A 26,140-nucleotide genomic window follows, 5' to 3' on the forward strand; every position below is an offset into this window, starting at 1 on the left:
GTTGCGAATGGGCCCGGGGGCCATATCTCGATTCACGGGCAGGTTTCCGCTTGGCGGGCGGGGCGGCAAGAGTGGGAGCACGTCCCTTGCTTCCCGGGGCCTTGGCGGCAAGCCCCTCGCGAGACGACGGAGGTGATGGCGTCGAGGACACGGCCCCCGTGGTCGTTCGGGGCGAGATCGCGACCCTCGGTGCATCGACTCGCGACGGTGCGGGGGGGCTGGTCGTGAGGACCGGACCCTTCGGAGTCGAGTGGCTCATCGCCGTCCTTTCCTTCAAGGGTGTCGACGACAGCGACTTATTCTTGGGCTGGAAAATCAGGTACGGCTGATAGGTGCGGCGAGGGCGATCGGTCGGGAGCCCTTGCGCCTTCTCCGCGATGAGAGTGGGCTCCGGGGGGGGAGGGGCCATGTCCCCTTGCCCGGCGCGTCGGAGCACGGTCGCCGCGTTGCAGCCCGGTTGGAAGATGAGATAGGGTTGGGGCGTCCTCGCTCCCTTCGGGGATTCGAGCACGCGCGCCGCCGGTGCGGAGGCGGTTGCGGCTGTTGACTCGGGACGGGCGATTGCGGCCGGGGATTTCGCCAGGGCTCCCGTCGATGCGTTGGCTTTGAAGAAGAGGTAGGATCGGCCTCCAGGTGCGGGCTTGAGGGAAGCTTCCGCAGGTGGAGGGGGCGTTGGCACGGCAACGGCCGGGTCCTTCGCCGAGGTTTTCGCGACAACGGCGGGGGCCTCCTCTGAGGGCCGTGTCGTCGCGGCCACCGGCTTCGTCACACGCGATTTCGCCGAGAAGAAGAGCCCGGAACCGACGCCGCTCCGTGCGTCCGGCGTGGATCTGATGACGGATTCCAAAGGAATTGTCGGGGGCGGAAGCGAGGGCTTAACCCTCTCCTCGACCCGGGGCGGTGCGGGTTCGGTAGCCCGGGCCGGCAGGGCTCCCAGGGTCCATCCGATTCCCAGGACGGCCAGGAAGACTCCCACGACATCGGGGGAGGCACGCCGATCCTCTCGAAACCTCAAGGCGCGAGAGGCCTTTGGCCGTCTCATGGGTCCCTCCTCCGGGGACGCCTCGGACTCTCCGATTGGGCGCCCGATCCTCGATCGCGTCCCTTCAATCCATGGAAGGGAATGTGTCATCCCCACCCCTGGGTTTGGGGTGGTCGGCCTGGCTACGACGGAGTAGGACCCCCGATCCGGCGGTCCTTCGCGGGATGGCCCGGCTCGCGTTAACGAATATCGACGGAGGCCCGACCGATCCCGAGGGACTCGGAGGAGAGGTCCGGCGCGACTTCGACGCCGCTACCGAGGCCAATGGGGGTCGGTGAACCTTGCCTTGAATCATCGGAATTGTCCGCGTCGCGAGTTGAGAGAAGCGGGGATTCCGTCAACTTCGCCCCGTCTCCTTGAATTCTTAATTCCCAGGGAGATCCCAGATCCATGCACACGTGACCGGGGCTCCGGGGACTTTGCAGATCCGGGCGGCGGAGTTGCCGGATCGGAAAACATCGTAATCAGGGAAAATGTAGATGTCATGAAGCAAGTGTGCGGCGCCGGGCGTCCTCGACGCTCGAGACCCGGGCGAGTGGGGCCGGTTTGGGGCGGGGCGCTCGCGTCGGGGGATGGGGGCGTTATCCTTGAGCGAGTCGACATCTCGGCCGAGGGAGGTCCTCCGGCCGAAGACTCCAGGACTCAGGCAGAGGTCATCATGACGAAGCCCACCCCGGAAGCGTTCCTGCCCGGCCAACTCGTTGAGCTGGCCCTCGCCGTGGTCAAGGCCGACCGATTCCCGTATCTCGCCACCTTGGACGGAGACCAGCCGAGGCTCCGCCCCGTCTCGCCCGTCCGTACCGACGGCTTCACCGTGTACGTGGCGAACCTGAAGGACTACCACAAGACGGCGGAGATCGCCGCCAACCCCAAGGTGGAGCTCGGCTACCTCGACGAGCACCACGATCAGGTCCGGATCACCGGGGTCGCCGAGGTCGTCCAGGACCCCGCCATCCTCCATGAGATCTGGGACAGCAATCCGCTGCTCCGCCAGTACCTCGGGTCTGTCGACAACCCCGCTCTCGTGCTCTACCGGATCCGGCCGGCCCGGGTGCGCTACATGAAGGAATGGGCCCTCGAATATGTCGAGGTCCCGCTCGAGGCGTGAGGGCTCGGGTCAGGGCCCTCGATGGCGGCTGTTTCCGAGGACTGGTGACGCGAACCCCGGGGCAACTCCTCGGGGTCGATTTGCCTTTATTCATCAACTGAATTAATTTAACGAAACGGATGCCCTTCGGCATGACTCGTGCGAGGCCTGCGTTCCGTTCGCAGGCCGGTGACTGGATGATCGGAAGGCTCTCCTTTGATAAATCCGCGCGGGAAACGCCTCGGGATCCTCCTCGGGGTCCTGGCCGTCGCCTTCCTCATGGGCCTGGGGTTGGCTCGTCGGATCTCCCGTCGGACGGGCCCGCCGGATCTGAGATCGGAAGGGGCGTTCCGGTTCCCGCAGTCGCGGGCCAAGGTCCTCTGCAACGACCCTTCCCTGCGGGTCTCTTGCTGGAACGACGCTTCGACCCTGTATCTCCAAACGATCGTTTGGGACGACAAGGGCGATGCGCCCGGTGCGACGGGGGATGGCCGTCCCGTCGGGAACCGGGCGACGTTCAGCCTGGAGGTCCAATCCAAGGGCAGGGCCCCCTCGTTGCGCCACCTGTATTACTCCCTGAATCCCTGGCCGGATATGCCCGGCCTTTATCGTTGGCTTCGCCTGGGGCGACGCTCCGCCGGGCTCACGACTGATACCGGAGGGCGGGGATCGATCCGATATGTCCGGGCGCTAGGGGCGAAGGAACCGGTTCGGGTCGACAGCGTGCTCATCCCTCTGTCCGAGTTGGAGGCGAAGACGGGGGATACCGTTTGGCTTTCCTACCGAGGCGACACCCCGAGTCGGAGCAAGTCGGTGACTTGCTCGGTCGGTCCGTCGTCGGGGGAGGCCGACGGTGATCGGCCGACCGACGCCTATCAGGGGTTCGTCTTGTCGGATACAGCGGAGAGGTTGAACCGCGACTCCTTCCCGGATGGCCGGAAAGACCCGGCGATGCCCACCGCGAACGCCTTCACCCCGCTTCCGGCGGTCGGGGGTCGTCCTCCGACGATCTCCGCCGAGGCCTGGCTCAACGTCGACCGGCCGCTCCGACTCGAAGATTTGCGAGGAGACGTGGTCCTCGTCGAGTTCTGGGCGTCCTGGTGCAAGCCGTGCCTGGAGGTGATCCCTCGCCTCAACGCGCTCCACGAAGCCTATGCGGCGAAGGGCCTTCGGATTCTGGCCCTGACCGCGCAGGGGCAGGGTCAGGTCAAACAATTCCTCGAGCGGGCGCCGATCGAATTCGCCATCGGGACCGGAAGCCGCTCGGCAGGCGCTTACGGAGTCGAGGGGATCCCGCATTATTTCCTGATCGATCGTGGCGGGATGCTGATCTGGCAGGGGACCGAGGTGGATCGCAATTTAGAGTCTCGAGTTGCGGGAGCCCTGGGGCTGGAGTCGGCCAGCGGTAAGGTCATCAAGTCGGGTGTTGGCGACGAGACGTCCGTCGGTGCGGGTGTCTTCGGCGACGCGGATGCGCTGCTCATCGACCTGGAGGCTCGCGGCCAATCCGCGGTCGCGGCGAATTTGGCCGGCCAACTCTCGAGGGCGACACGCGAACTGGCCCATGATTCCCCGCGGCCGGGAGGTCAGGTCGTCTTTGGCCGAGTGGTCGTCGACGGGCCGGACGACCCCCGGGTCGTCTCCTCGCCGGTGCGAGTCCTGGATGGGGGCTATTTCGTGACGGTTCTGACCCCAAAATCCCCGCCACTCCGGTTCCAACTCCGTGGCTACGAGCCCGTCGACGTTCGGCCGAAGGGACTGTTGGGATCGATCGAGGACCTGGGACTCGTCGAGCTCAAACCCCTCGCCAGGGGCGGTGAAGCGAGACCTTAGGGCGGTGTACGTTCGAGTGGCCTCTCTTCGATTCAAGCCCGAAGCGAAGCGCAAGCGAGTGAATCCTCTTCGATTCCTCGCGTGGAAATCGATTCGCTTGCGCTTCGGGCTTGTAAAAGTCATTCCGCGGGAGCCATCGGGTGGATGCAATCCGACCGTGATCCGCTCCAACGTGGCTCATCGTTGCGGCCCAGCAGTTTGACCTTTCCCAACCAAGGCTTCGTTTCCGTATGGCGAATGAAACCCTCCGGGATGCCGTCGCGAGTTCAAGGGAGTCGGTCATCCCTTGGTTGCTGGATTCGGATCCTTCGATCCGTTGGCAGGTCATGCGCGATCTCCTGGGGGAATCCGTCGAGGCCGTCGCCCTCGAGCGGTGGCGTGTGGCCGTCGAGGGGTGGGGCTCGCAACTCCTCGACCGTCAACGACCGGACGGCCGTTGGGGGGATGGGACGTTGGCGCCTCAGTGGCAGTCGACCTTATGCTCCCTGGTTGTGCTGAAAGACCTGGGACTCGAGCCCTCATGCGAGCGGGCCCGCAGGGCGGTTGGGCTCGTCCTGGATCGGGTTACCTGGGGGCCGGAGTTCGGCGATTCGCCATTCTTCGAGGGGGAGGTCGAACCCTGCATCAATGGCCGGGTCCTTGCCCTCGGCTCCTATTTCGGCCACGCGAGCGTCCCGCTGGTCGAGCGGCTCGTCGGCGAACAACTCGCGGACGGCGGGTGGAATTGCGAGGCCGAGCGGGGCTCGTCGCGCTCGTCATTCCACACCACGATCTGCGTCCTGGAAGGATTGTGGGAATACGAGAAGGCGAACGGTGTCGTGGCGGAGGTGACGGCCGCTCGGGCCCGGGCCCATGAATACCTCCTGGAACGCCGGATGTTTCGCCGGCTGTCGACCGGCGAGGCGATCAAGGACCGGAAGGGGAGTCACGACTGGACCTGCTTCACGTTCCCGACGACCTGGCACTACGACGTGCTGCGGGGCCTGGACTACTTCCGACGCGACGGGGTCGCGCCTGACCCACGGATGGCCGAGGCCATCGGCATCGTGGCGGAAAGGCGACTTGAGAATGGCCGTTGGGCGCTCGACGACCCCCACTTCGATCCGGTCGGCTTCGCCATGGAAGGCGGACCTGGAGTGTTGAGCCGCTGGATCACGCTCCGCGCTTTGACCGTCCTGGATTGGTATGCGATGAGGAGTTGATTGTGAGGATATAAAATGTGAAAATAAATAGGATCTTAAATTTAAAAATTTGGATTGCTGTGGTTCCTGTGCGGGCGCGTGGAGTCGCTTGCGAATGTGCCGCACGGCACGTATCTTGAGAGGGACTCGAAATCCACTCCTGTCGGAGGTCGACGCTGCTCGGCCCCGGAATTCAGGGAGTGTTTCGAGTGTTTTTTTGACCTGTTTGAATGAAAATGTCCGAGTGTGACTGGGTCAAGGGTCGATTGTCTGGCGGGAGGCCGTAGGGATCCCGCATCGGTGCTCCGACCGCGGTTCCTCGCGCCTTGCCCTGCGGCCAGGAGACTCGTCCCATGCGCTTGGCCTGTCCCGTCCGACTCGCCCTCGTCGTGCTGATCGCCACGACCGCGGCCCGAGGCGAGGAGCCGCTCCCGGCATTCCGGCCTTTCGGCGCCGCGGTGGTCGACATCACGCCGGATTATCCGATCCGACTGGCGGGGTATTCGAGTCGCACGACCGAGTCGGACGGGGTCGTGAACCGGCTTAAGACCAGGACGCTAGCGATCGGGGCCGACGAGGCCGAAGGGTGTCCGGCCGTGATCATTGCGGTGGACAACGTCCTCGCGTGGGGGCAGGGGCCTGTCGGCTTCGCGGGTAGCCGTCGCGTCCTGAAAGACGGGCGCTGGGTCGGCTTCGGCCTGAACCCGAACGGGCCCGTGGACCAGGCCCTGCCGATCTTGAGGGTCACCGACCCTGCGGGCAAGGTCCGGGCACCGTTGTCGGCTCCCCCCGCTCCCGCTCGACGACCCTCAAAGGCTCTCGGGGTTGACATCATGGGGGCGCAGCTCCTCAGCGTCGTGTGTTTGTTACTGACTCAGGTCGACAGAGAGCCGGCGTTCCTCCACACCAATCGCGGCCCGTTCCACATGAGCGCCGGCGACCTCGACGGGGATGGCTTCCCCGACGTCGTCATCCCATGCCGAGGGGAGCTGGGGTTTCCGAGCGACGAAATACCGGCGAACGACGTCCTCACCGTCTTCCTGACCGAAGGGAAGCCGGCCCCTCGTGTGCGCAAGGACTTTCGGGTTGGATTCGGGCCCTATACGGGGCTCGTCGACGACATCGACTCCGACGGCCGGATGGACGTGGTCGTCGCGAACTTCATGTCGACCGACGGGCGAGACCTCTCGATCCTCTGGGGGAGCGGCGACGACCGGCTCCTCGCGCCGGTCGACAACCTCCGGATCGAGGGGGCGCCATTTCCGTACGACAAGAACCTCACGGTCGCCGGCAAGCCGAGATACGCGACCCCGGGCCTGACCTCCGTCGCGACCCTCGACGCCGATCGTGACGGCAAGCTCGACCTCGTCGCGGTCGCCTGGTCCAGCGACTTCTTCATCGTCCTGCGCAACAAGGGGAACCGCTCGTTCGAGCAGCGGACCTTCCCCCTCCCGCCCGGCCCGCGTGACGTCGCGGTCGCCGACTTCTCCGGTGACGGGATCGCCGACCTCGCCTTCACGATGTACTCTTCGAATCTCGTCGAGGTCTGGAAAGGAGACGGCAAGGGGGGATTCTCGCATCAGCAGACGTTTCTTTCTCAGGGCATGACCCCTTACCACATGAAGGCCGGGGATATCGACCGCGACGGCCGCCCGGACCTCGTGGTGGGCAATCGCGGGCCGTCCGACAACGTGGCGATCTTCCTGAACGAAGGGGCCTCCTTCCGATTCGTCGGCGGGGTCTCCCCGGAGACCCCGAAGCAGGGGGAGGCGACCGCCGACGAGATCCGCGACGTCCTCCTGTACGACGAGGACGGCGATGGCCTCCTCGACCTCGCGGCCGTCTGCCACCTCTCCCACAAGGTTGCACGCTGGCGAGGCACCGGCTCGCGCGCCTTCGGGAAGGCGTTCGCCGATCGTCGGCTCGACGAGTTCCCCGGCAAAGGGCCGAGGTCCCTCATCGCGATGCCGAACGGCCTCGGCGTCGTCTTCTATGAGTCGGACGAATTCGCCATCGTCCCGTTTCGGCGAGACGCCTCGAAGGGTCGTGAGTAGGCCCATCCCCGTGATGTCTCGGCCCCCGTCCCGGATTCGCGAGGTGAGGCGGAGGGGAGGGGAGGGAAGGGGGGCGACTTGACCCCGTCGGCGCGATCGAATACTTCTGGTAGCCCCCTTTTGAAATTGATCCCCGAGGCTTCGCGAAAGGAGTCGCCAACCGTGCGACAGACAGGTCGATTGGGTGGGGCATTGATGTTGGCCCTGGCATTATTCGCGGCCCCGGCGTTCGCCCAGCGGCCGACCTCGGCTTCGGGGCCGGCAGTCCCGAAAGGGGTGCGGTTCGAGAAAGACGTCGAGTACGCCAACCCCGACGGTCAGCACCTGCAACTCAACCTCGCGCGTCCCGACAAGGTCGAAGGCCTCCGCCCGGCGGTTCTCTGCATCCACGGCGGAGGATTCCGCGCCGGGACTCGACAGTCGTACGACGCGTTGTGCCTCCAACTCGCCTCCCGAGGATACGTCGCCGCGACGGTCACCTATCGATTGGCGCCGAAGTACCAGTTCCCGGCCGCCGTCCACGACGTGAAGGCGGCCGTTCGCTGGCTCCGCAGCCACGCCAGCGACTACCAGGTCGACCCGGACCGCATCGGGGTGACCGGAGGTTCGGCCGGCGGCCACCTCGCCCAGTTCCTCGGCGTGACCTCCGACGTCGAGGACTTCGAGGGGAGCGACGACCCCGGGGTCTCGAGCAAGGTCGCCTGCGTCGTGAACTTTTACGGGCCGAGCGACTTCACCAAGTCCTACGGCAAGAGCGTCGACGCCGCCGAAGTCCTCCCCCTCTTCCTCGGCGGCAACCTCGAGCAGGCCAGGCGCCGCCACATCATCGCCAGCCCGCTCTCCTGGGTCACCCCCAACGCCGCCCCCACCCTCTGCATCCACGGCACGAAAGACCCCTACGTCGCCCACGAACAGGCCGTTTGGATCGTCGATCGCCTCAAGTCCGTCGACGTCGAGGCCCAACTCCTCAGCCTCGAAGGCGCCGGCCACGGCTTCAAGGGAGAAGACGCTAGGAAATCGGATCATGCTATGTTTGAATTTTTCGATCAACACCTGAAGGCCAAGGCGAGCCCCACGGCTGAGGCTCCGAGTCGCTGAGGCCAGCACGTCCGATTGGTCCGTCAACCAGCATCGCCGCGGAAGGGTATGCCGAGGCTAGGCCAGCCTACAGGAGAATAGTACGTCGGTAAGCTGACGAGTACCGATGACGGCGTGTTCACTGTCCGGCCGAGACCCGACCACTGAGCGATGTCGAACTCTAACTCGCTCCGCCGTCGCAATGCTTACCATTTTCGCAAAGGCGCAATGCATCCACGCAGACGTTTCGGGATTTGGATCAATTTTGCATTCAGGGGAGCACCTTTTAGTGAAGACTTGTGCAGTCGTCGTGGTTGGCGTAGGATAAAGGGCGTTATCCGACTCCAAGTAGGGTAGGGGTTTTCAGAAGAGCAGGAGACTTCAAGAGGATAGGGAACAACGTCTGTAATCCCGAATTAAGGGATCAAGTTATTCAGTTCTATCCTTCCTTTTGCTTGGACCGAGAAGGTTATCTCGGCAATGACAAGACGTTCTTTCTTCCCACAGATGATTTGTATTTGCTTGGAGTTTTGAACGCTCCACTCCTCTGGTGGCACAACTGGCGGTATTTTACACACCTTAAGGACGAGGCCCTTTCTCCGATGGGCTACATGATGGAGAAGCTTCCCATCGCCCGCCCGAGCTGCGAAGTCCGCTCGCTCGTAGAGGGAGCCGTAAGCCGTCTTCTCAACATTTCGAGTTCGCATCAGAGAACACGAATAGACGTTCTCGACTGGCTTAGGGTCGAGCACGAAATCTCCGAACCCACAACGCGGCTACAGAGCATCATTGGTCTCGATTCGGACGCATTCATCGCCGAGGTAAGGAAGGTCCGCGGCAAAAAGAAATCGCTCAGCTTAGCCGCTCTCAAGAGTCTTCGCGAGGAGCACGCGAACACCATCATTCCCGCTCAGACTCTCGCCACCGAGGCCCGGGCCCTTGAGCAACAGGTGAGCGACCTCGTAAACGCGACATACAGCCTTACTTCCGAAGACGTTCGACTTATGTGGGAGACCGCCCCGCCGCGAATGCCCGTCATCCGGCCTGAACACTGACGGCTCTTCAGATTTTCTAATTGCAAGCCTCCTCGCACCCGAACGTTGGCCATCCCAAGACGTGGGCGTTTCGGCGTGAATGAGGTTTCATAAACGCAGAGGACCCAACGGTCGCCGTGGGCCCTCTTCGTCTCGAATGAACTTGTCGCTCAGTAGCTTTCGATTTGGTCAGCACTCATTCCGAGTCGCCTCTCAATCGCTTCTAACGTCTTCCCGTGAGGCCTTTCGACGTTGCCACGCTCAAGGCGAGCAATCGTCTTCGAGGCGAGCGGAGCGAAATCACTCCGCTTCAAGCCTTTCTGCAAGCGAACCCGCCGGAGCGAAGCTCCGAACGACTTGTCTTCAGCGAGACGTTCCTTTTTCAGCTTCTGACGATAGGCCGGGTCGAACTCGTAAAGGATGCCATCAGCGGACGCCTCATAGCTCCCCAGAGCGACCGTGTGCCCGTAATCAGCAAAGGCGAGCTTTGAGAAATCAGGCTTCGTCCCATCTCCAGAGGGATTGAAGTAGGCAAACGGAACGACGAGCGTCGAGAGATTGCCCCGGACAAGAGCAATCGTCTTGCCTTGAGTGTCCGCAGCTCCTCCGATGAATCGCTCCGCCGCGTCCTTCCCGCTTAGCACCGTTGGAATCTCTTCTCTCGGAAGCCACGTGTATCCGGGAATCGCTCCGATGACGCGTTCGAAGAGCCCTGAGAGGGTCGGAACGCTTTCCGGCCGCGGAGGCTCCAGAGTCAGAAGGTTTCCCATGCGGGTCCCGCGACCGAGCTTCAAGCCTTCCTTCACCAGGTCGTCAGTCGAGCTTTGGCGATACGACACATAGACCCGCTGCTTCGGAGCCTCTCGGACGAACATGGTCAGCTCAGACGAGCGACGGCAGACGTAAACGCCAGAAGGAGCGACTGTTACGTTTGAACCAACAAGAACCCACCGGCCCGTGTGCTGGGTCTGCTTAACGGCCCCCCGAGTGTCTGTCTTCGCTTTAGTTGCCATCGTCTTCGCCTTCCTCGCCCGAGACTGGGTTGGTTGGGTGCTTCGCGTCCCAGGCGTCACACAAGGTTTACCAATCGTCTTTGTCGTCGAGAATCCTCTTCACATCCGGATCGATGTCCTTCCACCGACCGCCCGGAGGTACAATGAAATCTTTATCTCTCAATCCAATACGCCAGACTTTCTCGCGACAGATCAGGGTAAGGTGTGGGGGCTCAAGTCTTTCGTTATCGTAAATCTTGATCTTCCAGCCTTGGTCCCGAAGTTTCTTCGAGAGCCTTATTGGATCCGGCATCCTCCCCCCTAATGAGCTATTGTGTCCCTTTTGTCGGTTGACGTAAAGAGGACATTTTTTAGTCCCGCGTTTTGGGCCAGGTTCTCGAAACCCGAAGGCCTCGGTAAATCTTGTCGCTCGAGCCTCAAAATCCTACTCGGTAACCCTTTGGGTATCGACGAGATAACTCGAGGCTCTTTTGACGATCCTGGTGATTGCGACGAACCCTCGCACTCGACGCGCTGATCATGCGGAAAGGTGGATGTTTCGGCATTGCAAGAACGCCGAGGGGCTTCGAACTGTGGAGGGGCATTGGCGGTTCGCCGCGAGCGGCCGCGTTGGGGAACGGTAGGGATCGCGAATTTCTCGACGATCACGAAGACTCGGGAGCGTCGAGGATGGCCTGGATCGTCCGCTCGAGGAGGGGGAGGCCACCGAACTCCATGCCGAGGGAGCGGAGCTTGGCGGTGACGATCTCGTGTTTGGGGGCGGGGGAGGAGCCGATGATGGCGCCCTTGGCGCCGGAGAGGTGCTTGGCGATCGAGGCGACCTCGAACTCGGAGACGTAGCGGTCGTAGCCGTTGTACGATTCGCCCGCGATGCCCTCGGCGGAGAGGAGAAGATGGGCGGCGCGGGCAACGTCGGCGGCGTGGACTTCCTTGCCGCCCTTGCGGCAATCGACGTCCTCACCGCGAGCGACGGCCTTGATCAGGTCGAACCACTTGCTTTCTCGCGCGGGGCGGGCGAGGCCGTAGATTCCCGTCGGGCGGAGGGCGCAGATGGCGTCGCCGAGGCCGAGGCCGTAGCTCTGGACGAAGGCTTCGATGGCGGCTTTTGAGGCCCCGTAGTGGGTGGTCGGTCGGGTCGGGTGGTTCTCGTCGAGCGGGCGGTCGTCGAGGATTCGCTCGTGGACGGCGCCGGTGGAGATGAACACGAATCGCCCGACGCCTGCGGCCCTGGCGGCCTCGATGAGGCGGATGGTGCCGACGACGTTGGCCTCGACGAAGGTGGGGAGATCCCCCTCGGCGCCTCGGAACCCCCGGCCGGGCCGGTCGAGGGCGGCATGGATTACGGCGTCACATCCTTCGACCAGCGGGAGTGCGGACTCGGCGTTGACCAGGCTGCCGGGAATCCAGGTGATGGCGTCGCTGGAGAGTTCCGGGCCGCTCCGGTCGCTCGAGGGTCGGAACCAGGCCTGGACTTGGTGGCCGTGGCCCACCAACTCGGCCACGAGGTAGCGGCCGAGGAAGCCCGAGGCGCCCGTGACGGCGATCCGCATCGGAAGACTCCCTGGTATGTCGGGGGAGAGGAGGCCTTGGTTTGATTCGGAGCCTGTCCCGAAAGTCGTGTCCAGAAACCCGGTCTATTTTCAAAACCGGGTTTCTGTGCGATCCGCAACGAATCTGCGCGAGGGGATGTCGGCGTCGAGCGGGTCAGAAACCCGGTGTTGAAGAAAACACCGGGTTTCGAGACAGTCACTCACCTCACTTCACTTCGCCAGGAGCGCCCGGGCGCCGTCGACGACCTTGTCCCACTGGAAGGCCGGACCGGGGTCGACCTTGTTGGTCTGCACGTGGTAGTGGCCGAGGAGCCCCTGGTACGAGTCGAAGTCGGCGTCGGGGAGTTTGCGAGTGATCAAAGCCCCGGAGGTGTCCTTCGGGTAGTCGCACTTCATCTTGGGGAAGACCGTGCAGAGGGTCGCCGTGAGCTTGATCAGGGCGTCGTATTGCTGGGGGGTCAGGTCGTACTGCTTGAGATCCTGGCCTTGGATGTTCCCCGTGATCGGCTCTGGGCGGCTGGGGTGGAGGGTTGTGCCTTTGCTTTCGGCCTGCTTCTCGGGGAGGAACAGAGTGGTCTTGCCGTCGCCTTCGCGCTTGTACCACTCCGCGAACGGGTTCTTGCCGTCGACGGGGTAGGCACCGACATTGGCGATCTCGATGCCGATGGAATGGGCGTTGGCCTTGGTCGCGTGCCAGGCCCCTTCCTTGAGGTCGAGGGTCTGGTAGATGGTGCCGTCGAGGTCGAGCATGAAGTGGACGCTCAGGCCTCGATTGTCGTGGAGGATCTTGTAGCAGGTCTGGCTCGTCCCCGCGGCGTCGAAGTGGATGACGAACTTGTCGACGACGTCGCGGAGCAGGGGAAGGTCCCAGCCGCCGCCGCGAACCTGCTCGCGCTGGTCCGGGGTGAGCGTGACCTTGCGTTGGCTGTAGCGGTTGGGCGAGCGGTCCCCTTCGTCCTTCTTCCACGCGGCCTTTTCGATCGGGCCGAATCGGCGGTCGACGCGATAGGCGTCGTATCCGTTCGGATCCATCCACAGGACGACGGGTGTGGTGGTGTGGAAGAGTTGGCCGCAGACGACGATCTCGTCGCCCCGCCGGGGGATCGCCTCACCGACCTTCGGGTCGGCCAGGGCGACTGCGCCGGTGAGCAGGAGGACGAGGCCGAGGCTGACGCCAATGCCCTGGCGGCCCAGGTGGGTCGAGATGCGGGTCGGACGTGTCATGGGGGCAGGGCCCTTCGCTGGGATCTACGCGGGTATGAACACCTGCGAGTCGATCTTGCCGGAGATCGGGGGGCGGCAGGCCGGCGCGAGGCGGCGTGCCGAAGACTCTCAATAAATCTTAAGCTTACCGGAGTGGGCGAATCCAGCCACCAGGCTCGGCGAGCCGCTCGCGAAAGTCGGCCAGCGTGGCGGATAGCGGGCGCATCAGCCCGGGGAGCCAGGAGTCGAGCCGAGGGATGAGCAGCCCGCCGTTCAAGGGTCTGGGAGCCCCCTGGCCGAGCTCGGCGGTCGTCCTCCCGACGATCAACGATGTGTCGAGCCCGAAGGCTTCGGCCAGCGACCGGGCGAATTGGACGCGGTCGACGACCTCGGGGCCGGCGACGTGGACGAGCCCCGAGCGGCGGTCCTCGGCGAGACGTACGGTCGCGAGGGCGACGTCCGGGCCGTAGCTCGGGCTCGAGACCTGGTCCGACGGGCACGTCAGCGGCTTCCCCTCGCCGAGGGCCTTGGCCAACTGATACGAGAAGTTCTTGCCTTGCCGCTCGGGTCCGAAGACCCAGGAGGTCCGGGCGACCAGGGCCGCCGGGCCGAGCTCCTCGATCAGGGCGACCTCCGCCTCGCGTTTGGCCTGGCCGTAGGCCGAGAGGGGGTTGGTCGGCGACTCTTCGTCGTAGGGGCCTGCGTGGCCGTCGAAGACGTAGTCGGTCGAGAAGTAGACGAACCGGGCCCCGGTCTCGAGGGCCGCGCGGGCCAGGTTCATCGGTTGCTCGAGGTTCGCCGCGCGGGCCTTCGCCGGATCCCGTTCGCAGCCGTCGACCCAGGTAAACCCGGCCGGGTAAAAGACCACGTCCGCCCGCTGCTTGCGGAGCCAATCCGCCGCGCCCGCGAGGTCGGCGGCGTCGAGGGGCTCCAACCCGGGGAAGGCGGTCGTGGCATATGTCCCCACCGTCGAATGCCCGCGCTCCTCGAGCGTCCTCAGCAGCCACCCGCCGATCTGTCCCGACCCGCCGATCACCACCGCCCGCATCGACGCTCCGTCGCTCATGATCATCCTCAAACGGACATGGGAGGGGAGGGAGATCCACCACAAAGGCACAAAGGTTAATTGAAGAAAGTTTTGAAAGCTGAATTCAAAAACTCTCTTCTTTGTGTCTTTGTGCCTTTGTGGTTAATCGGTCATGGCTTTTGCGAGGCTCAATGGAAGCCCTTGCGGCGGGCCTGGCTGTAGCGTTGGAGGGAGTCTTCGATGATGGGGAGGGCGAGCTCGGCCGGCTGGAACTCGTCGACCTCGACGGTCTTGCCTTCGAGGTATTTGTAGTCCTGGAAGAACCGGCGGAGCATGGCCAGTCGGTGCGAGGGGAGCTCGGCCGCCTCGCGGAAGCTGTTGAATTCGGGGTCGCCGACGGCGACGGCCAGGATCTTGTGGTCGCGCTTGCCGCTGTCGACCATCGTCATCAGCCCGATCGCGCGGGCGGTGACCAGGGTCATCGGCGCGACCGCCTCCTGGCAGAGGACCAGGACGTCGAGCGGGTCGTCGTCCTCGGCGTAGGTCTGGGGGATGAACCCGTAGTTGGCCGGGTAGTAGACGGCCGAGTAGAGCACTCGGTCGAGTCGGAGGAGGCCGGTCCGCTTGTCGAGCTCGTACTTGACGCTGGACCCCATCGGGATCTCGACGAGGGCGTTGAACTCTTGGGGCAGGTGCTCGCCCGGTGTCACGTCATGCCAGGGATGCAACTTGGTTTCCTCATCGTATTCGAGTTCAAGGCCGGCGCCGGTCGTTGGACAACCAACCGATCAAGGACCGAATTGTACCATACCCCACCGACCCGGGCCACCGGGCGTGTCTCCTCCAACCCGCCCCGGCTTCGCTGTTTGCGGGGACGGCGTTGAATGAACAATCGCCCGAGCGCCGAGGGGTGGTCAGCGGATGACCTTGCGGCTGAAGGCGACGATGAACAGGCCCCAGAGCAGGGTCCCCAGGAGCGACTCGGCGATCAGCGCGAGGTTCATCCACCCCTTGGCCGCCCCTCGGATGTCGCCGAAGCCCGAGGTGAAGGTCGAGACGCTCGTCAGAGCGGCGATCATCAGCCGGTTCGCGAGATCGTCTTCCTTGCCCGGAAACGGAGGATTCTCGACGTAGAGCGAGTGGATCCCCAAGGCATAGATCGCCGCGAAACCGAGCATGATGATCAGGGCCGCGCAGACCGCCCGCAGAGGGTTGGTGCCGTAGCCGCATCCGTGGTCGAGGAAGAGCCAGTCGGCGTACTGCGCGAGCTTCGTCCAGGGTTGGCGCCACGAGCGGACCTTGGCCCGTCGCTGGTTGACCTTGAAGCGGTAGAAGGCCCAGTCTTCGCGGTCGTAGTGGTGCAGACCCTGGAAGACCCGCTTGAGGAAGGCGTACTCATGCGTCGCCTGGTGGCAGTCGCCGGCCTCCTCGCTCGCGATCCGCCCGGCGAGCTGCTCGGTCCGGATCAACACTTGCTCGGCCAGCGCGTTCGTGAACGCGAACCGTTGTTTCTCACCTTGCTCGATGAGCTCGAGGTAGACGAAGTCGTGCAGCTTGGCCTTCGAGAGGTCGAGGAGCCCCTCGAAGCGCGTGTGGTCCGCCTGCCACTTCTTCTGGACGGTTGCCCCGCGGAAGAGGACGTTCCCCTGGAACCGGGACTTCGTCAGGATGAACCCCTGGTCGACGTGGATGCTCCGGAAGTCGGCCTCCTCGGCGAATTCGCACTCCTTGAACTCGACCCATCCGAGGAAGTGGGCCTCCCAGAACCGGGCTCGGCCTTCGAACCGCGAGGCTTCGACGTGGAACTTCCCGCGGTACCGGGTGTTGTCGCACCGCAGCGGGCCGCGGACCACCATGCCTCGGAAGATCGCCCGGATGAGGGTCGAGCCCCCCAGGTCCAACCCCTTGGCGAACTCGCTCTTGCGGCTCGCCTTCGGGCGGTCGAGGGTGCAGAACTCGAACGAGACTTCCTGGGCGAAGGTCGCCTTCTCGATGACGAGCTCGACGAGCGTGACCCCCTTCATGCGTACGGGTTGATCGAAGGCCCCCTTGAGCTTGAGGCCGACGATCCGGACGTTCTGGATGAGCTCGCCCCGGCGGATCTTCTCGATCGCCTCGGCGGGGGGCATCGTGGGTTTCGACGACGTCCCGGCGGGCTCCGGCGCACCACCTTCGTCGCTCGACTCGACCTCGGTCTCCAACGGCTCCATTTCCGACATATCCATGGCAGTGGCCCGAAAGTCTCGATGCATGTGAATTCAGGAGCGATTCGTCGCCGCGGCGCCGATCTTGTCGCGAGGGGCTAAAACTCCGCGGAAGCGTTCGGGAAGACGGCCCTGGCCTCGTCGACCAGCGATTGGTATCGGCCTTCGTAGCGGGTTGCGAAGTGGATCAAGACCAGCTCCTCGACCTCGGCAAGTTGGGCGAGCTCCCCGGCGGATGTCGCGGTCATATGACGGTATTTTTCGGCGAGCGTCGCCTGGGCCTCGCTATAGAACGAGTCGCAGTAGAGCCTCCGGGCCTTGCGGGCGAGCCGCACGAGATGGGGCCGGCATATGTCGCTCCAGGCGGTGTCGGTCACGTAGGCGATCCGCCGCTCGTCGGGGCCGGCCGACTCCACCAGCGCGAACGCGAGGCAGGGGACCGTGTGGTCGACGTGCGCCGCCTCGACCCGCCACCCTTTGGCCTGGTGGATCACCGGCCCGTCGAGCGGGGTTTCCGTCAGCTCCGGCTCGGGGAACTGCTTGGAGCACTCCAGCGCGGCCGATCGGATCCGGCCTTCGAGGACCTCGTGGACGTCCAGGACGATCTTCTGGAACGGGAAGAACGGGTACTCGTAGCTCTTGATCCGGTCGTAGACCTTGCGGATCGTCCCTTCCGGCCCGTAGACGTGGAGCGCCTTGTCCCGGTCGAGGTTCGCGCGGACGATCCGGTCGAACCCGATGAAGTGGTCGACATGATGATGCGTGATGAAGACCGCCTCGAGGTCGCCGAGCCGCTTCGGGTCGAGCCCCGGGTTCTCCCCCGCGTCGAAGAGGATCGCGTTATCCTTGCCCGGATAGTCGATGTACAGCCCCGGGTCGCCGGTCGAGCCGTTCGTCAGCCGGATCTCGGAGAAGTCGCGGATTCCTGGCATCGGGGTTGAACTCTCCGCAACATGAGCTTCAGCCTTGGGTAGTTCCGTCTTCGGCCCCGCGTTATGCGGGGACCGTCCCAAAGTAGGGCGAAGGGCATAGTGTACGAACTTGACACTTTGCGGGACAAAGCATGAAGCGGTCCAGGATAGCTATCCCCAGAGTAACTCGACGTTTGCGCCGACGTGAGTCAATCGATCACTACTGAACACTGTCAAGTCGCCGCGGGCTCAGTTTGGGACGATCCCCGTTATGCGCGACGGTTCGCCCCTCGAGCTTTGCCCAGCGATATTCGTCGCCCGACTGTATCATGGCAATGACGATTTGGCACGTCCGAGGAGGAGCGCATCGGATGCAGGAATCGAGGCTGTCATCCGTTTGTGTTGACTTGGACCGGTTCCAAGGACGATAATTTCAGGTGGAGACTCCGGCTGGGGGCTGCTTTCGGGTGGCCTCCTGTCCCTTGTCTCCTTTTTTTGCGCTAGGCTCCTCCGCCGGTGTTGTACGGGTCGGGCACAAAGGCGATGCCGAAACTCTTGAAGACCCTACCCTCTCGATAGCCTTCCCCCCGGAATTGCAGGCGATCGAGCCAGGGGCGGAATTCCGCCTCGATCTCGGGCCGAACGACCGCGTCCATCCCCAGAGTCGGGACACGAAACCCCCAGTTGATGCAATAGATGCACAAGTCGGCCGCTTGGACCGGGGAGGCCATGTCGGAGGCGACGAAGAAGGGGGAGGGGACAATCCATTGTGTCCGGTAGCGGCCGGTCGCCGTGTGGGCGAAGTATCTATGGAGCTGCCTGACGCAGCGACGATCCGCGGTCTTCTCAACCTCATCCATGACGAGGAGTCCGTGCTGCTTCTCGCCCTCCAAGAAGTAGAAGAATCGCTCCAGGAGGAACACCTGATCCTTGCGTAGGTACTCGTCGGCTTGGTACGTGTCCGGCTTGGTCGTTGTCCGGGGGATGGCGACGGCGAAGAGGACGGCTCGGCGATCGGCGAGGGCCTGGAAGAGGCCACGAGCGATCTCCAGGCAGCCTTGACCGTAGGCTGTGAACTCGTCGCGTGAGGGGGGCTTCTTCTCCAGTCCCTTGGTCAAGAATGCCCGACAATGCTTGCGCCTCTCCTCCCCGGTCATCGTCGGACCTTGAACCGCCCACTTGAAGCGATCCTTGTCCAGCAGCTTCGCCCCCTTCAACTCCTTCCGATACTGCGCTAACTCGCCTCCGAACGCATCTAATTCCATCTGTTGTACGGCCCTCACGAACGGCCAAAGTTCCCTCGCGTGGAGCGCCACGCCCCCACGCACTTCGTACGGCATCGTCTTATGGTCGTGGCCGCTCTCGTCCAGGAACAGTAGCCAACTCATCGTTGCTCCCTCTGAACTTTGTAGAAGGATCCAGATGGGTTTATAATTAATATAAATTTAAGAATCTTAAAATCAAAATAATACGTTGCTAGTCAATTGGATGATGCGCCGTTGGCGTCGTTCCAACGGCGTCTTCGCCCCCGATTTAGTTGAAGTCAACGGTTCGTCATCCGGGTCAGACGCGCACATGGGTCGTGCCTGGCTCGGCTGGAGCGAGTGGCCAATACAGCGAGAGGATATCAGACAGCCGGAAGTGACAAGTGTAAGACGTTGGGCTATCATCGTGAAAGATGACGGAATCACGGGTCGAAAGGGGAGGAGAAACCATGCAAGCCCTAGGGATCCGCCGGGTCGTCTTCGCGGGGTTGGTCCTGGGGTTGGCGATGGTCGGGAGGGGGGCGATCTATCGGGCGTTGCCCGAGGAGGAGCCGGACCTGTATGGGCCGGTGGAACCTCGGTTGCCCGAGCTGTCGGATCCGGTGCGGCTGCGAGTGATTCGAGAGGCCGGAGATCGGATCGGGCCGCTGCATCGGGCGAAGACGCCACCGACGGCCGGAGACTGGCTATCCCGACATCAGGAAGCGGGGCAGTCGTTCGACGAGTATCGGGCGGGGCAGCCGAACTTGCCCGGGCGGCGGCTGACGATGCTCTATGTCCGGCCGTGGGGCGAGTTCGATGGGACGAGGTCCGGGATGGTCGACAGGACTCGGGAGATGCTCGGGCTGTTTTACGGCCTGCCGGTCGAGAGGCTCGGGCCCTGGAGCCTGGAGACGGTCCCGGCCTTTGCTCGGCCGACGCATCCCGACCGGGGGGACGAGCGACTAGCGACGGGGTATGCCCTCGACCGGCTGCAGGGGAAACGCCCGGAGAATGCGGTGTCGGTGCTCGCCGTGACGACGGTCGACCTTACGCCAGGGGAGGGGCGGGGCTGGGTGTTCGGGCAGGCGTCGGTGCTCACTCGCGTCGGCATCTGTTCGCTCTATCGACACGGCGATCCCGAGGCCGAGCCTACGACCTTCTTGCGCAGGACCTTGAAGACCGCGCTCCACGAGACAGGGCATACCCTGGGCATCGCCCACTGCACCGCGTATGAGTGCGGGATGAACGGCTGCGGGAGCCGCGAAGAGGCCGACTCCCGGCCGCTCGGGTTCTGCCCCGAGTGCGAGATGAAAGTGTGGTGGGGGTGTCGGCTCGACCCCGAGGAACGATACGCGCGGCTCATCGGCTTCGCTATGACACACGGGCTCGACCTGGAGGCGAAGATCTGGGAGGACTCCCTGGCCGCACTCCGAGGGCGGAAGCCGGCCGGAGAGACGCCGTCGGCCACCGCTCTCCACGAGCCCGGGGCGCGTTGACTTGGATTAGTCGTCCTTCCAGTCTCCGAGGAGGCGGCGGACGGTCACGAGCTGGCCGATGTGGTAGGCGTTGTGGTCGGCGACCAGGAGCGCCTCGCGGAGGATGGTCTGCCCCTGTCCGTGCTCGATCCGGGCGAAGAGGTCGGTCTCGGGGTCGGTCACGAGGGCGACCATCGCCTTCAAGTCCTTGCGGAAGGCGTCGACGCTGTGGTCCCAGGCGGCCGCGTTGGGAGGGACGTTGCCCGAGGGCCAGTAGCCGATGGGGAACTCGGGGGAGACGTGGCTGGGGTTCCGGCTGAACTCGAGGATGTCCCACTGCGCGATCCGCATGTGCTCGACCAGTCGCCAGGGGGTGTGCGGCATCCCCTTGGGCTTCGACCCTCGGTGGTCGACGGGGATGTCGGCGATGGCCGTCTCGAAGTCGACGTGGGCCTGGCTCCCGACGAGCAGGTCGCGGAGGTGCTCTCGGAGCGATTGTTCGATCGACATGTCATCACTCTCGGGTCGATTGGTGGAGGCCCCGTCGGGGTCAGTCCTCATGATCGTCGCCGGGGTCGACGTGGGCAAGGGAGCCGATGCCGCTCGTCCTCCTCATCCAGGCGCTGGTCTGCCAGTTGTCGACCTTCCCCGGTTCGGGCACAAACGGGGGTAGGGGGAGGAGGAGATAGGTGGAGAGGGCGTTGACGAAAGGCTCATAAGCCCCGCGGAGCTCGGCGAGCTTGGCGTCGGCCCCTTCGCCGTCGTGGACGTGGAGCCCCGCCTCGCTCAAGGCGTCGCGGAGCGCCCGGAGTGTTTCTGCCGGGAGTCGGTCCGAGTCCGGGGTGATCGGCCGAGCCTGGAGGACCTGGCAGAGGTCCACCACGGTGTGCCTCGCCATCGCGAAGGTCAACTGGGCCTGGTATGTCTCGACCCCCTTCAGGTTCGAGAGCACGATCGCGCAGGTGTCGAGGACCGCGGTCAGCGAGGCGAGCCACGACTGATTGTCGTGCTGCGACCGGTAGAAATTCAGAACGGGGAACGAGAGCTGACTCTCGAGGACGACGGCCGCCCAACGCTCCCACTCTTCGAGGAATCCTCCGAGCGCCTCGATGTCGCCGGCCCTGGCGGCTCGAATCAGGAGCTGGGCGGCGGTCGGGGGCGAGCCCGCACGGGCGTCGAGGAGCGAGATCGTGTGCTCGCGCTGGGAGAACGATTGGTAGAGGACGGGCAGATAGCTGACCGCCACGGCGAGGAAGCCGAAGCCGACACCGGTCTCGAGCACGGCGAGCAGCCGCTCCAGGAACCCGATCGGCGTGACGTCGCCGTAGCCGAGCGTGAAGAACGTGACGCCGCTGAAGTACAGGTAGTCGAACAGCCCGGCGCGGTCACCGCTCGTGTTGACGGGCGAATCGAGGGCCCAGTGGAGGAGCCCGAAGCCGACCACGAGCCCGGTCGCCCAGAGGCTGAACAGGATGAGCATCGAGAGCGGGCCGAAGAGGCTCAGGCAGTATTCCCGACGCTTCGCCGACTCCAACCGGCAGGCCAGGGCCGACCAGGGCTTCCAACCGTTGCGGTAGAAGCTCCGGGCGAACTTGAAGTTTCGGGAGACGCGCCTGGGCAGCAGGATCGCCTCGAAGCCATCCTGGAGCACGAGGGCGATCAGGGCCACGCTCGCCAGGGCGATCAGGGTCGACATCGGATCCTCCTCGGTCTTCGAGCCGGACGGGGTGTCGGGCTCGAAGGCCGGGACAGGATACCAACGCGACGGCTTTGCGGCGATGCGCCCGTCAGGACTGCCTGGGAATGACCCAGCAGGAGTCGTGGTAGGTCATCCCGATCCTGGGGTAATACTCGCGGGCCTTGGGTGCGGCCAGCAGGACGAGCGTCGTCTTGTGGCCGGCCGCCTCGTGTGTCCGGCGGATCAGTTCCTTGCCGATCCCCTGGCGCTGATACGACTCGTCGACGGCGAGGTCCGAGAGATAGGTGCAGAAGCTGAAGTCGGTGACCGCCCTCGAGATCCCCACCAGGGTCGCGCCGGCCCGAGCGGTCACGATCAGGTCGGCGTTCTCGAGCATCGCCCTGATCGTCTCCGGATCGTCGACCGGCCGGCGCTCGGCCAGGGTCGAGCGCTCCAGCAAGTCGACGAACTCCTCCGGGCTCAGTTCCGGCTCGAGCTGATACGTCACATCCATTCGGGCGGCTCCGGTCGTCGTGAGTCCTCTCGCACAATCCTCAACCCAAGCCGAACACCGTTTGGCCCGTCGATCAAGCCCCGACCGGGTTTTGGCGCGAGGTGGTGTGTGAGGAGGAAGACACGGAGACCGGTATCGAGTTCAGGGCAGCGTTTTTGATTGGCCACGGAGTGAACACGGATGGGAAAACGCGAAATTTATCAACAGATGACGCAGATCGACACAGATGGGAGAAAATATTGAGAGTTTTCATTTTTTATCTGTGTCGATCTGCGTCATCTGCTGATGGCTGTTTTTCTCCCCCCTCATCCGTGGCGAGTAAGTCGCCGTTATCAGCCGGCGAAGCGGCGGAGGACGAGGGCGGTGTTTTGGCCGCCGAAGCCGAAGCTGTTGGAGAGGGCGACGTCGAGGCGGCGGTCGCGGGCCTCGTGGGGGACGTAGTCGAGGTCGCAGTCGGGGGCGGGGTGGTCGAGGTTCATGGTCGGGGGGACGACGCCGTCGCGGATCGCCAGGAGGCAGACGATCGCTTCGACGGCACCACCGGCGGCGACGAGGTGGCCGGTCATGCTCTTGGTGCTCGAGATCGGCCGCTTGTAGGCCGTCGGGCCGAAGACGCCTTTGAGGGCGAGCGTCTCGACCGAGTCGTTGGCCTGGGTGCTCGTACCGTGGGCGTTGATGTAGTCGACGTCCTCGGGGTTGATCTTCGCGTCGGCGAGGGCCTCGCGCATCGCGGCGATCGCGCCTCGGCCTTCTTCATGGCTGTCGGTTAGGCGGAAGGCGTCGGCCGTCGAGCCGTGTCCGGCGAGCTCGCCGAGGATGTTGGCCCCTCGGCGCCTGGCGTGTTCGAGCTCCTCGAGGATGAGCATCCCGCCCCCTTCGCCGAGGACGAACCCGTCGCGGTCGCGGTCGAAGGGCCGGCTGGCGCGGGTGGGCTCGTCGTTGCGGGTCGAGAGTGCCGTCAGGAGGTTGAACCCGGTGATCCCGAACGGGTGGATCATGCTGTGGGTTCCCCCCGAGAGCATGACGTCGGCGTCCCCACGGCGGATGATCTCGGCCGCCTCGCCGATCGCCTGGGCGCTCGCCGAGCAGGCGGTCAGGCAGTTGGAGTTGGGGCCGTAGGCCCGGAACACGCTGGCGAGGTGCCCCGAGGGCGCGCCCGGCTCCTGCTCGGCCTCGTGGATCGGGTGCAGCGACCGATTCCCAAGCCCGGTGAAGAGCGCCGAGTCGACTTTGCCCGCCCGACTGCTGCGGTGGACCAGGTCGACGAAGCGGGGGAAGTCCTGCTGCCCCTCGCCCGAGCCGAGATAGACGCCGAACCGCGTCCGGTCGAAGCCGTCGCCCGCCTGATCGAGCCCGGAGTCCTCCATCGCCATCTGGGCCGCCGCGAGGGCGAGCCGAGTTGTCCGGCAGTGGTCGCGCCAGCGCTCGGTCGCGCCCTCGCCGAGGTAGTCCTCGAGGCGGAAGTCGTCGACCTCGGCGGCGATCCGCGTCGGGAACGTGCTCGCGTCGAAGAGCGTGATCGCGCCGACGCCGCTCCGGCCCTCCTGGAGTGCGGCCCAGGTGGACTCCCGGTCTCGGCCGACCGGCGTAATCATCCCCATCCCCGTGACGACGACTCTGCGACGCATCGCGCGAATCTCCCTTCCCAAGGCTCAACTCGGCCGGGCCGTGCATGGCTCGACCCCATTGTTCGGTCGTCGGGTGAGTCGATCACCCATACGTGCGAAACTATTCAGGCGTTTTGGGCCTTCTCGACGCCCTCGATGGCGGCTTACGGGCCGAAGGCGGGTGACTCGCCGCTTCGGGCACGCCCTCGAGGGCGAAGTCGCGGCAGGCGGCGAGGATGCGGTCCGCGAGCGCCTCGTCGGGGATGGCCCTGGCCAGCGTCATCCCGCCGACACAAAGCGCGATGATCGCCAGGGCCCGGTCGCTCGGCCTTTCCGAAGGGTCGTCGGGCAACCTCGACTCGAGGTTGGCTTCCATCTTGCGGAAGATGTCCTCGAACGTCTTCCTCGGGCCCTCGCCGGCCCTCGAGACTTCGGAAACAAGAGCCGGGATCGGGCACCCTTCGGCGACCATGTGACGGTGCAGGGGGCTCAAATAACGGTCGAGGAACCCCGAGATCCAGTCACGCCCCGATCGGCCCTCGAGCCCCCCGAGTTGGAGCCGGGCGGCACCCGTCGCCGAGTGCGCGAGCGCTTCCGCCAAGAGCGCCTCTTTTGATGGGAAGTGCGCGTAGAATCCCCCGGCCGTCAGCCCCGCTTCTTCCATCACAGCGTCCACGCCCGACGCGTGGAACCCGTCGCGGCGGAAGACCCGGCCCGCGGCCTCGAGGATCTTCTCCCGAGTCTGCTGCTTGTGCCCCGGCGGATAGCGCATTCAGTCCCCCTCCACCATTTCGACCTCCCCGACGTGGCCTCCTGGTGGGACCGGGTCGCGACGCCGACCTCGGTCTGGCTGCTCCCTCGCCGTGCCCGCCTTCCGCATTATGATATGGCGGTCGTCATCCCAGGTCAATCGCCCCTTTGGCCTGGGCGTAGGGTTTGGGAGAATCTGGGAACGCGCGGGTTCGTGTCAACTCGGTGGGCAATGCCCATCCTACGAGAGTTTCGTCCCTGTAGGTTGGGCGTTGCCCACCTCTGTCTAATCAATGACGACCGTCATTCTATGGCCTTGCAGGGCCCGACGGGCATGGAATGACGACCGAAATTCAATGACTCGAATTCACGACTTCGAGGAGGGCCGTCTGCGAACGGCGTAGCCGTACTGGGTCGGCCAGCTCGGGTCTTGTTGGAGGGCTTGCTCGGCGGCCAGGGCCCAGTAGGGGGTGCGGAGCAACTCTCGGGCGAGGAACACGAGGTCGGCGTCGCCCGAGGTGATGATCTCGTCGGCCTGGTGGGCTTCGGTGATCATGCCGACGGCCCCGGTCTTGATCCCGGCCTCCTTGCGGATGGCGGCCGCGAATGGGACCTGGTAGTTGCGGCTCACCGGGATCGTCGCCTTGGGGACGAGGGCGCCGCTCGAGACGTCGATCAGGTCGACCCCGAGGGCACACAGGCCCTTGGCCAGCTCGATCGATTGGGAGAGGTCCCAGCCCCCCTCGACCCAGTCGGTGGCCGAGATCCGCACGAACAGGGGAAGCTCGTCGGGGATGACATCCCGCAGCGCCTTGGCGACGCGCAAGGCGAGCCGCATGCGGTTCTCCAGGCTCCCGCCGTACTGGTCGGTGCGCTGGTTGCTCAGGGGGGAGAGGAACTCGTGGAGGAGGTAGCCGTGCGCCGCGTGGAGCTCGATGACGCGGAATCCGGCCGTCAGGGCGCTTCGGGCGCCGGCGACGAAGGCGTCGACCACGCCGTCGATGCCCGCCTCGTCGAGCGGCTCCGAAGGGGGATCGCCGTCGTGGAAGGGGATCGCGCTGGGGGCGATGACGGTCCAGCCCCCCTCGGCGGGCGTCTTGAGGCGGGCGCCTCCCTTCCAGGGGAGGTCGCAGCTCGCCTTGCGCCCCGCGTGCGCGAGCTGGATCCCGGCGACGGCCCCCTCGCGGTGGACGAACCGGGCGATCCGGGCCAGGGGTTCGATATGGCGGTCGTCCCAGATCCCGAGGTCGCCCGGGGTGATCCGGCCGTCGCGCATGACCGCCGTCGCCTCGACGAACACCAGCCCGACCCCCCCCACGGCCCGGCTGCCGAGGTGGACCAGGTGCCAGTCGTCGGCCATCCCCTCCTCGGCGCAATACTGGCACATCGGGGACATCACGATCCGATTCCGGAGCGTCACTCCCCGGATCGTCAACGGGCTGAGGAGGTCGATCTCGGGGAGGTTGCGGTCGTGGTCGACGTCGGAGATGCAACCGGAGGGATGGCCCTGAGGAGGCGGAGGAGGCGTCGGTCGCGCGGTCGTGTCGCTCATCGTCGATGTCCTGTCCGGAAGACGTGCGTCGGGATGTCTTGTTTCTCCCGGCGCCCATCATCCCCAAGGATCGCCGCAGCCGCCACCGTCCGTCCATCCTC

General features: G+C 64.8%; 22 protein-coding genes. 8 read left to right on the forward strand and 14 right to left on the reverse strand.

Annotated features, from left to right (window positions below; translation table 11 throughout):
- Window positions 1-86: 86 nt before the first annotated feature.
- From ACYOEI_RS22300 to ACYOEI_RS22330, 7 genes are all read left to right on the forward strand, one after another.
- The gene (locus ACYOEI_RS22300) at window positions 87-329 is read left to right on the forward strand and encodes a hypothetical protein (RefSeq protein ID WP_462851785.1); all 243 of its coding nucleotides are present in this window, start codon (window positions 87-89) and stop codon (window positions 327-329) included.
- A gap of 1,371 nt (window positions 330-1,700) precedes the next feature.
- A complete protein-coding gene (locus tag ACYOEI_RS22305) occupies window positions 1,701-2,150 on the forward strand; it encodes a pyridoxamine 5'-phosphate oxidase family protein (RefSeq protein WP_462851786.1) in 450 nt (149 codons plus the stop codon).
- Between the two features lie 195 nt (window positions 2,151-2,345).
- Window positions 2,346-3,962 carry a TlpA disulfide reductase family protein gene (locus tag ACYOEI_RS22310; protein WP_462851787.1) on the forward strand — a complete coding sequence of 539 codons (1,617 nt, stop codon included), beginning with the start codon at window positions 2,346-2,348 and terminating at the stop codon, window positions 3,960-3,962.
- A 230-nt stretch (window positions 3,963-4,192) separates the two neighbouring features.
- The gene (locus ACYOEI_RS22315; protein ID WP_462851788.1) at window positions 4,193-5,164 is read left to right on the forward strand and encodes a hypothetical protein; all 972 of its coding nucleotides are present in this window, start codon (window positions 4,193-4,195) and stop codon (window positions 5,162-5,164) included.
- A gap of 332 nt (window positions 5,165-5,496) precedes the next feature.
- The gene (locus ACYOEI_RS22320; RefSeq protein WP_462851789.1) at window positions 5,497-7,197 is read left to right on the forward strand and encodes an FG-GAP repeat domain-containing protein; all 1,701 of its coding nucleotides are present in this window, start codon (window positions 5,497-5,499) and stop codon (window positions 7,195-7,197) included.
- 162 nt (window positions 7,198-7,359) lie between these two features.
- The gene (locus ACYOEI_RS22325) at window positions 7,360-8,295 is read left to right on the forward strand and encodes an alpha/beta hydrolase fold domain-containing protein (RefSeq protein ID WP_462851790.1); all 936 of its coding nucleotides are present in this window, start codon (window positions 7,360-7,362) and stop codon (window positions 8,293-8,295) included.
- 581 nt (window positions 8,296-8,876) lie between these two features.
- On the forward strand, window positions 8,877-9,329 hold the full coding sequence (locus tag ACYOEI_RS22330; protein WP_462851791.1) for a hypothetical protein: 453 nt from the start codon (window positions 8,877-8,879) through the stop codon (window positions 9,327-9,329).
- Window positions 9,330-9,478: 149 nt separating this feature from the next.
- Here the strand turns inward: ACYOEI_RS22330 and ACYOEI_RS22335 are convergent, their stop codons facing one another.
- The 8 genes from ACYOEI_RS22335 to ACYOEI_RS22370 all read right to left on the reverse strand — a co-directional run bounded on the left by ACYOEI_RS22335 (window position 9,479) and on the right by ACYOEI_RS22370 (window position 18,604).
- Window positions 9,479-10,321: a helix-turn-helix domain-containing protein gene (locus ACYOEI_RS22335; RefSeq protein WP_462851792.1), complete on the reverse strand. Its 843-nt coding sequence runs from the start codon at window positions 10,319-10,321 to the stop codon at window positions 9,479-9,481.
- Between the two features lie 644 nt (window positions 10,322-10,965).
- On the reverse strand, window positions 10,966-11,871 hold the full coding sequence (locus tag ACYOEI_RS22340) for an NAD-dependent epimerase/dehydratase family protein (RefSeq protein ID WP_462851793.1): 906 nt from the start codon (window positions 11,869-11,871) through the stop codon (window positions 10,966-10,968).
- Between the two features lie 210 nt (window positions 11,872-12,081).
- The gene (locus ACYOEI_RS22345; protein ID WP_462851794.1) at window positions 12,082-13,095 is read right to left on the reverse strand and encodes an N-acetylmuramoyl-L-alanine amidase; all 1,014 of its coding nucleotides are present in this window, start codon (window positions 13,093-13,095) and stop codon (window positions 12,082-12,084) included.
- 124 nt (window positions 13,096-13,219) lie between these two features.
- Window positions 13,220-14,140 carry an SDR family oxidoreductase gene (locus tag ACYOEI_RS22350; RefSeq protein WP_462851795.1) on the reverse strand — a complete coding sequence of 307 codons (921 nt, stop codon included), beginning with the start codon at window positions 14,138-14,140 and terminating at the stop codon, window positions 13,220-13,222.
- 149 nt (window positions 14,141-14,289) lie between these two features.
- Window positions 14,290-14,829, reverse strand: coding sequence for an inorganic diphosphatase (locus ACYOEI_RS22355; protein WP_462851796.1), 540 nt, complete (start codon window positions 14,827-14,829; stop codon window positions 14,290-14,292).
- Between the two features lie 186 nt (window positions 14,830-15,015).
- A complete protein-coding gene (locus tag ACYOEI_RS22360; RefSeq protein WP_462851797.1) occupies window positions 15,016-16,311 on the reverse strand; it encodes a pentapeptide repeat-containing protein in 1,296 nt (431 codons plus the stop codon).
- 92 nt (window positions 16,312-16,403) lie between these two features.
- A complete protein-coding gene (locus tag ACYOEI_RS22365; protein ID WP_462851798.1) occupies window positions 16,404-17,237 on the reverse strand; it encodes an MBL fold metallo-hydrolase in 834 nt (277 codons plus the stop codon).
- A gap of 479 nt (window positions 17,238-17,716) precedes the next feature.
- Window positions 17,717-18,604, reverse strand: coding sequence for a DUF3800 domain-containing protein (locus ACYOEI_RS22370; protein WP_462851799.1), 888 nt, complete (start codon window positions 18,602-18,604; stop codon window positions 17,717-17,719).
- A gap of 326 nt (window positions 18,605-18,930) precedes the next feature.
- On the opposite strand from ACYOEI_RS22370, the gene ACYOEI_RS22375 reads away from it, so the two are divergent.
- On the forward strand, window positions 18,931-19,959 hold the full coding sequence (locus tag ACYOEI_RS22375; protein WP_462851800.1) for an archaemetzincin: 1,029 nt from the start codon (window positions 18,931-18,933) through the stop codon (window positions 19,957-19,959).
- Between the two features lie 6 nt (window positions 19,960-19,965).
- Here the strand turns inward: ACYOEI_RS22375 and ACYOEI_RS22380 are convergent, their stop codons facing one another.
- The 6 genes from ACYOEI_RS22380 to ACYOEI_RS22405 all read right to left on the reverse strand — a co-directional run bounded on the left by ACYOEI_RS22380 (window position 19,966) and on the right by ACYOEI_RS22405 (window position 26,039).
- Window positions 19,966-20,448, reverse strand: coding sequence for a DinB family protein (locus tag ACYOEI_RS22380; protein WP_462851801.1), 483 nt, complete (start codon window positions 20,446-20,448; stop codon window positions 19,966-19,968).
- 40 nt (window positions 20,449-20,488) lie between these two features.
- Window positions 20,489-21,634 carry a potassium channel family protein gene (locus tag ACYOEI_RS22385; RefSeq protein WP_462851803.1) on the reverse strand — a complete coding sequence of 382 codons (1,146 nt, stop codon included), beginning with the start codon at window positions 21,632-21,634 and terminating at the stop codon, window positions 20,489-20,491.
- Between the two features lie 91 nt (window positions 21,635-21,725).
- The gene (locus ACYOEI_RS22390; RefSeq protein WP_462851804.1) at window positions 21,726-22,130 is read right to left on the reverse strand and encodes a GNAT family N-acetyltransferase; all 405 of its coding nucleotides are present in this window, start codon (window positions 22,128-22,130) and stop codon (window positions 21,726-21,728) included.
- 332 nt (window positions 22,131-22,462) lie between these two features.
- Window positions 22,463-23,758, reverse strand: coding sequence for a beta-ketoacyl-ACP synthase II (gene fabF, locus ACYOEI_RS22395; RefSeq protein WP_462851805.1), 1,296 nt, complete (start codon window positions 23,756-23,758; stop codon window positions 22,463-22,465).
- Between the two features lie 100 nt (window positions 23,759-23,858).
- Window positions 23,859-24,509, reverse strand: a complete 651-nt coding sequence (locus tag ACYOEI_RS22400; protein ID WP_462851806.1) for a TetR/AcrR family transcriptional regulator — start codon at window positions 24,507-24,509, stop codon at window positions 23,859-23,861.
- 345 nt (window positions 24,510-24,854) lie between these two features.
- A complete protein-coding gene (locus tag ACYOEI_RS22405) occupies window positions 24,855-26,039 on the reverse strand; it encodes an NADH:flavin oxidoreductase/NADH oxidase (protein ID WP_462851807.1) in 1,185 nt (394 codons plus the stop codon).
- Window positions 26,040-26,140 lie beyond the last annotated feature (101 nt).

It is taken from the genome of Singulisphaera rosea, from assembly GCF_054877945.1.